The sequence below is a fragment of the Allobosea sp. CER48 genome (assembly GCF_044752385.1).
Taxonomy (GTDB): Bacteria; Pseudomonadota; Alphaproteobacteria; order Rhizobiales; family Beijerinckiaceae; genus Allobosea.
The window spans coordinates 1-6,394 of sequence record NZ_JBIWYK010000167.1 but is presented as its reverse complement, the minus strand read 5'-3'; the positions used below and the strand labels follow the sequence as shown (position 1 = coordinate 6,394).

At 65.9% G+C, this 6,394-nt stretch carries 6 protein-coding genes; 5 read left to right on the top strand and 1 reads right to left on the bottom strand.

Annotation, left to right across the window (positions count from 1 at the left end):
• Window positions 1–107 precede the first annotated feature (107 nt).
• From ACIPIA_RS08360 to ACIPIA_RS08345, 4 genes are all read left to right on the top strand, one after another.
• Window positions 108–1,412 carry an ABC transporter substrate-binding protein gene (locus tag ACIPIA_RS08360; protein ID WP_400508466.1) on the top strand — a complete coding sequence of 435 codons (1,305 nt, stop codon included), beginning with the start codon at window positions 108–110 and terminating at the stop codon, window positions 1,410–1,412.
• 65 nt (window positions 1,413–1,477) lie between these two features.
• Entirely contained in the window at window positions 1,478–2,434 is a 957-nt protein-coding gene (locus ACIPIA_RS08355; RefSeq protein ID WP_400508464.1) for a carbohydrate ABC transporter permease, read from the top strand.
• Window positions 2,427–3,329 (top strand): carbohydrate ABC transporter permease, encoded by a 903-nt coding sequence (locus tag ACIPIA_RS08350; RefSeq protein WP_400508462.1) that lies wholly within the window; start codon window positions 2,427–2,429, stop codon window positions 3,327–3,329. The genes ACIPIA_RS08355 and ACIPIA_RS08350 overlap by 8 nt, the downstream gene beginning before the upstream one ends.
• Window positions 3,330–3,423: 94 nt before the next feature.
• Window positions 3,424–4,329: an NAD(P)-dependent oxidoreductase gene (locus tag ACIPIA_RS08345; protein WP_400508460.1), complete on the top strand. Its 906-nt coding sequence runs from the start codon at window positions 3,424–3,426 to the stop codon at window positions 4,327–4,329.
• Window positions 4,330–4,336: 7 nt separating this feature from the next.
• On the opposite strand, the gene ACIPIA_RS08340 is transcribed toward ACIPIA_RS08345, so the two are convergent.
• Window positions 4,337–5,356 (bottom strand): LacI family DNA-binding transcriptional regulator, encoded by a 1,020-nt coding sequence (locus ACIPIA_RS08340; RefSeq protein ID WP_400508458.1) that lies wholly within the window; start codon window positions 5,354–5,356, stop codon window positions 4,337–4,339.
• Window positions 5,357–5,514: 158 nt separating this feature from the next.
• Here ACIPIA_RS08340 and ACIPIA_RS08335 point away from each other — a divergent pair.
• A partial coding sequence (locus ACIPIA_RS08335; protein WP_400508456.1) for an NAD(P)-dependent oxidoreductase occupies window positions 5,515–6,394 on the top strand: 880 nt, incomplete at its 3' end.

The window sequence follows — 6,394 nt, the reverse complement described above, 5'->3', positions numbered from 1 at the left end:
GCCGCCCATCGGAACGGGCGGTGGGTGATGGCTGTCCAACGCCCACAATCCATGCAGGACGGAGGTCCCATGCAGGCCTCCGCCGCCCCCACGGAGGAGACGGTTCCATGAGCATTTCAAGAAGAGACGTCCTGATCGGCGGCGCAGGGCTTGCCGCAGGAGCGGCACTGCCGCTCGCGCCCGCGATCGCGCAGGCCAATATCGAGAAGGGCGCGACGCTGCGCGTGCTGCGTCCCACCAAGTTCGTCGATCTCGATCAGCAGATCTTCGACGAGAACACCGCGGCTTTCAGCAAGGCGACAGGCGTGCAGGTGCGCGTCGACTATGCCGGCTGGGAGGACCTGCGCCCGCAGACGGCCGTGACCGCCAATACCGGCGCAGGCCCCGACGTCGTCGTCGGCTGGGCCGACGACCCGCACATCTTTTCCGACAAGCTGATCGACCTGACGCCGATCGCCGAGGAGCTCGGCAAGAAATATGGCGGCTGGTACCCGATCGCCGAGAAATACGGCAAGAAGGACAAGACCAACCAGTGGATCTCGATCCCGATGGGAGCTTCCGGTGCGCCGGCGGTCTATCGCGAGTCCCATATCAAGGAAGCCGGCTTCGACACCTTTCCGAAGGATCTCGACGGGTTCCTGAAGCTCTGCCGCAAGCTCAAGGAGCAGGGCCATCCGGCCGGCTTCGCGCTCGGCAACGCCGTCGGCGACGGCAACGCCTTCTGCAACTGGCTCGTCTGGACCCATGGCGGTTACATGGTCGACGAGAACAATAAGGTCGCGATCAACTCGAAGGAGACGATCGAGGCGCTGAAATACGCCAAGGCGCTCTATGAGACCTTCATCCCGGGCACCTTGTCCTGGCTCGACATCAGCAACAACAAGGCCCTCTCGGCCGGCGAAATCTCGCTGACCCAGAACGGCGTCTCGCTCTACTTCTCGATCAAGAACTCGAAGGACGAGAAGACGGCGGCGATCGGCAAGGACCTGAATCACGCGACCATGCCCGTCGGCATCCTCGGGCGGCCGTCGGAGCCGGCGCTGATCATCAACGCCATGGCATTCAAGCACACGAAGTATCCGAACGCCGCCAAGGAATATCTCCGCTTCATGATGGAGCGCGAGAACTACGACAAGTGGCTGACCGGCAGCTCCGGCTACTGGGCGCAGCCGCTGAAGGGCTATGCCGACAGCAAGGTCTGGTCGAGCGATCCCAAGATCGTCGTCTATCGCGACACCTGGGAGCGCGCGCTGTGGAGCGGCTACAAGGGCGCGATCAACGAGGCGGCCGGCACGGTGAATGCCGAATACGTCGTCGTCCAGATGGTCGCCTCCGTCTGCGCCGGCCAGGCGACGCCTGAAGAGGCCGCCAAGGAAGCCGAGCGCCGCGCCAAGCGCTATTACCGGACCTGACCCGCTTCTCCCGGCCGCCGTCCATGGTCGGCGGCCGGGAATGCCGGTCCAACTGCGAGCGCGCCATGGCCGTTGCTGCCGCCGAATCGCGAACCGTCCACAGCCTCGATCACAACTGGCTGGTGCGCCTGTTCGACTACAAGCCCTTCCTGATCTTCCTCTGCCTGCTGCCCGCGGCCGCGTTCCTGCTGGTCTTCCTCAGCTATCCGCTGGGGCTGGGCATCTGGCTCGCCTTCACCGATACGCGCATCGGCCGCATAGGGCAGTTCATCGGTTTCGAGAATTTCGAGTCGCTCTGGCACGACCGGGTGTTCATCACCTCGGTCTGGAACACGCTGCTCTATACGGGCGCGGCGACGGTCGGAAAATTCGCACTCGGCCTGTGGCTGGCGCTGCTGCTCAACAACCATCTGCCGTTCAAGTCCATGCTCCGGGCGATCATCCTGATCCCCTGGATCGTGCCCACGGTGCTCTCGGCCATCGCCTTCTGGTGGATCTACGACCCACAGTTCTCGATCATCTCCTACGTCCTCGTCGACGTGCTCGGCTGGCGCGACACCTATATCGACTTCCTCGGCCAGCCCTGGCCGGCGCGCTGGTCGCTGATTGCCGCCAATATCTGGCGCGGCATCCCCTTCGTCGCGATCAGCCTGCTGGCCGGATTGCAGACGATCTCGCCCTCGCTCTACGAGGCGGCGATGCTGGACGGCGCCAATTCCTGGCAGCGCTTCCGGCATGTTACGCTGCCGATGCTGATGCCGATCCTGGCGGTGGTGCTGACATTCTCGGTGCTGTTCACCTTCACCGATTTCCAGCTCGTCTACGCCATCACGCGCGGTGGGCCGGTCAACGCCACGCATCTGATGGCGACGCTCGCCTTCCAGCGCGGCATTCCGGGCGGCCAGCTCGGCGAGGGCGCGGCGATCGCGGTGGCGATGATCCCGTTCCTCGTGATGGCGACGCTGTTCAGCTATTACGGCCTGTCCCGGCGCAAGTGGCAGCAGGGGGAAGACAATGACTGACCAGACCCTCGGAGCGCGCCCGCAGCTGACGGACAAGGAGCGCGAAGGCGTCATCGACTGGTCGTCCGGCCCGCGGCGCTTCATCACGCTCTACCTGCCGCTGTCGATTTTCGTCCTCGTGCTGCTGTTCCCGTTCTACTGGATGGCGATCACGGCGATCAAACCGAACGCGGAATTGCTCGACTACAAGAACAACAACCCGTTCTGGGTGAAGTCGCCGACGCTGGAGAACATCTACAAGCTCCTGTTCCAGACCGACTATCCGCAATGGCTCTGGACCACGATGATGGTCGCGGCGGTGGCCACCGCGCTGTCGCTGTTCTCCAGCGTGCTCGCCGCCTATGCGATCCAGCGACTGAAGTTCAAGGGCTCGCAATATGTGGGCCTGGCGATCTATCTCGCCTATCTGGTGCCGCCTTCGATCCTGTTCATCCCGCTGGCGACGCTGATCTTCCAGTTCGGCCTGTTCGACTCGCCGCTGGCGCTGATCCTGACCTATCCGACCTTCCTGATCCCGTTCTGCACCTGGCTCCTGATCGGCTATTTCAAGTCGATTCCCTACGAGCTCGAGGAATGCGCGATGATCGACGGGGCGACGCGGCTGCAGACCTTGCGGCAGATCACCCTGCCGCTCGCCATGCCCGGCCTGATCTCGGCCGGAATCTTCGCCTTCACCCTGTCCTGGAACGAGTTCATCTATGCGCTCGCCTTCATCCAGTCGTCGGAGAAGAAGACGGTGCCTGTCGCGGTGCTGACCCAGCTCGTCGAGGGCGACGTCTATCACTGGGGCTCGCTGATGGCCGGGGCGCTGCTCGGCTCGATCCCGGTCGCGATCCTCTATTCCTTCTTCGTCGACTACTACGTCGCGTCGATGACCGGCGCGGTGAAGGAATAGCCAGCTTCGGCGTCGGCTCCTTCGGAGCCGGCGGCCTTCCTTGCGGGCATGGCGCGAGCCGTGCCCGCTTTCGTTCGAAAGAGTGTCTGTCCGCATGTCCGCTCAACCGATCTCCCGCATCGCCTTCGTCGGTCTCGGCGCCATGGGCGCCCCAATGGCCGAAAACCTCGTCGGCAAGCAGTTCCACGTCACCGGGTTCGACATGCGCGAGGCCGCGCGCGACGCGCTCGTCGCCGCCGGCGGGCATGCGGCAGCCAGCGCGAAGGAAGCGGCGACGGGGGCCGAGGCGCTTGTCCTGATGGTGGTCAATGCCGCTCAGGCGCATTCGGTGCTGTTCGAGGCCGGGGCGCTCGCCGCCCTGGCGCCGGGAGCCACCGTGATCCTGATGGCGACCTGTCCTCCGGGCGAGACCGAGGCGGTCGCGGCAGAGGTTGTGAAGACAGGCCGGCACTTCATCGATGCTCCGGTCTCGGGCGGCGTCAATGGCGCGCGCAATGCGACGTTGACGATCATGGTCGGCGCGCCGGCCGAGAGCTTCGCGCGGGCCAAGCCCGTGCTCGACGCGCTCGGCGACAAGGTCTTCCATGTCGGCGAGAAGGCCGGGCAGGGCGCGACCGTGAAGACCGTCAACCAGCTGCTCTGCGGGGTCCATATCGCGGTCGCGGCCGAGGCGCTCTCGCTGGCCGAGAAGGCGGGTATCGACGGGCGCTTGCTGTTCGAGATCATGGGCGGCTCGGCCGCCTCGTCCTGGATGCTCCGTGATCGCGGGCCGCGGATGCACGAGCCGGATCCGGTCGTGGCGAGCGCCGTCGACATCTTCGTCAAGGATCTCGGCATCGTGCTCGACGCCGGCCGCGCGGCGAAGACGGCATTGCCGCTCGCGGCTGCCGCGCACCAGATGTTCCTCGCGGCTTCCGGGCTCGGCCATGGCGGGCGCGACGATTCGCAGGTCGTGAGGGCCTATCGCGCGCTCAATGCCAAACCTGCGAACGATGCCTGAGCGCCGCTCAGCGCGGCGGGCAGGTCGTGCCGCGGACGATCAGCGACGGCGTGAGCAGCAGTCGCTGCGTCGGCGCGCCGGGGTCCGCGATGCGGTTCACCAGGAACTCGGCCGACTTGGCGCCCATGTCGTTCTGGAAGTTGAAGATGGTGGTCAGGGCGGGGAACCACTGCGCCGCCTCCTTGACGTCGTCGCAGCCGACGATGGAGAAGTCGCGCCCCGCCTCCAGTCCGCGATGGCGCAGGCCGAGCATGGCCCCGAAGGCGGCAAGGTCGTTCATGCAGACGGCGGCGGTCGGCGGGTCGGCGGCATCGAGCACCTTCAATATGCCCTTGTGCCCGGTCTCGCGGGTGCCGAAGTCGAAATGAACCAGTGCAGGATCGAGCGGCAGGCCGGCGCGCGCCAGCGAGTCGCGATATCCGGCATAGCGGTTGCGCCCGGTCGAGATGCTCTCATTCGCGCAGAGGAAGGCGATGCGGCGATGGCCGAGGCCGATGAGGTGCTCCATCGCCAGGGTCGTGCCGTGCCGGTCGTCGGAGCCGACGAAGTCGAGATCGACCCCGGCGATCTCGCGCGAGAGCTGCACGATCGGGACGCCGGCATCGGTCAGCGGGGAGAGGCTCTCTGCCGTGCTGCCCCCCGCGGAGCAGAGGATCATGCCGTCGGGGCGGTATTCGGCGAGGCTGCCGAGCACCCGCGCCTGCTTCTCGATGTCTTCCGCATAGGTGCCGAGCAGGATCGAGCGGCCATGGCGGCCCGCCGTCTCCTCGATCGCCGCCAGCAGTTCGGCGAAGTAGGGGTTGGTGATGTCGTGGAAGACGACGCCGATGATGTTGGTGCGGTCGGTGCGCAGCGAGGCGGCGCTGCGGTTGTAGCTGTAGCCCATGGCCCGCGCGATTTCGCGGACGCGCTCGCGGGTTGCCTCGGCGACGAGCGGAGATCCGCGCAGGGCCAGCGACACCGTCGCGGTCGAGACGGAGAGATGGTCGGCGATGCTCTGCAGGGTGACGCGGCTGCGGCCGGTCATGCCCGTCGCGCTGGGGCTTCTGGTCCGGCTGGTCTCGGGCGGGCCGTCGGCAGTCATGAATCGTCCACTGTGAGCGCTGAGCTCGCGATAGCCGGCGAGTCGGGCCGTTTTCTCCACGTTCCGTTTCATCTCAACCATATCAGCGGGAGAATTTGAAGATGACTGCAACCAAAGAGTCCGTCGGCTTCATCGGTGTTGGCCTGATGGGGCAGGGCATGGCCCGCAATCTCGTCGACAAGGGCTTCCCGCTGACCGTCATGGGGCACCGCAACCGCAAGCCGGTCGAGGAACTGGTCGCCGCCGGTGCGGTGGAGGCGAAGACGCCGAAGGAACTCGCGGCGCGCTCGACCATCATCTTCCTGTGCGTCACCGGCTCGGCCCAGGTCGAGGCCGTCGTGAAGGGCGAGAACGGCATCATGGCGGGGGCGAAGCCCGGCACCGTGATCGTCGATTGCTCGACCTCCGATCCGACCGTGACCGTCCGCATCGCTGCGGATCTGGAAGCGAGGGGCCTGCATCTCGCCGATGCTCCGCTCGGCGGCACCCCGGCCCAGGCGGCACTGGGGCAGCTATCGGCCATGGTCGGCGCGACGCCGGAGATCTTCGCCCGGATCAAGCCTGCCATCGAAGCCTGGGCCCAGAAGGTCGTGCATCTCGGCCCGGTCGGCGACGGCCACAAGATGAAGCTGATCAACAACTTCCTGTCGCTGGGCTATGCCGCGATCTATGCGGAGGCGCTGACGCTCGGCCAGAAGATCGGGATCACGCCTCAGACCTTCGACAGCGTGCTACGCGGCAGCCGCATGGATTGCGGCTTCTACCAGACCTTCATGAAATACGTTCTGGAGCGCGACCGCGACGCTCACAAGTTCACGCTCAGCAACGCGCTGAAGGATGTGCGCTACCTGGAGAGCGTCGCCAACGAGGCCGGTGTCGCCAACCCGATCGGAAACGCCGTGAAGAACAGCTACGCGGCGGCCGTGGCGAGCGGGCATGGCGAGGACTACGTGCCGATGCTGTCCGACTGGATCGCCGGGC

Coding starts and splice junctions, on each gene's coding strand:
- ACIPIA_RS08360 (WP_400508466.1), top strand. CDS start 108: ATGAGCATTTCAAGAAGAGACGTCCTGATCGGCGGCGCAGGGCTTGCC.
- ACIPIA_RS08355 (WP_400508464.1), top strand. CDS start 1,478: ATGGCCGTTGCTGCCGCCGAATCGCGAACCGTCCACAGCCTCGATCAC.
- ACIPIA_RS08350 (WP_400508462.1), top strand. CDS start 2,427: ATGACTGACCAGACCCTCGGAGCGCGCCCGCAGCTGACGGACAAGGAG.
- ACIPIA_RS08345 (WP_400508460.1), top strand. CDS start 3,424: ATGTCCGCTCAACCGATCTCCCGCATCGCCTTCGTCGGTCTCGGCGCC.
- ACIPIA_RS08340 (WP_400508458.1), bottom strand. CDS start 5,356: ATGACCGGCCGCAGCCGCGTCACCCTGCAGAGCATCGCCGACCATCTC.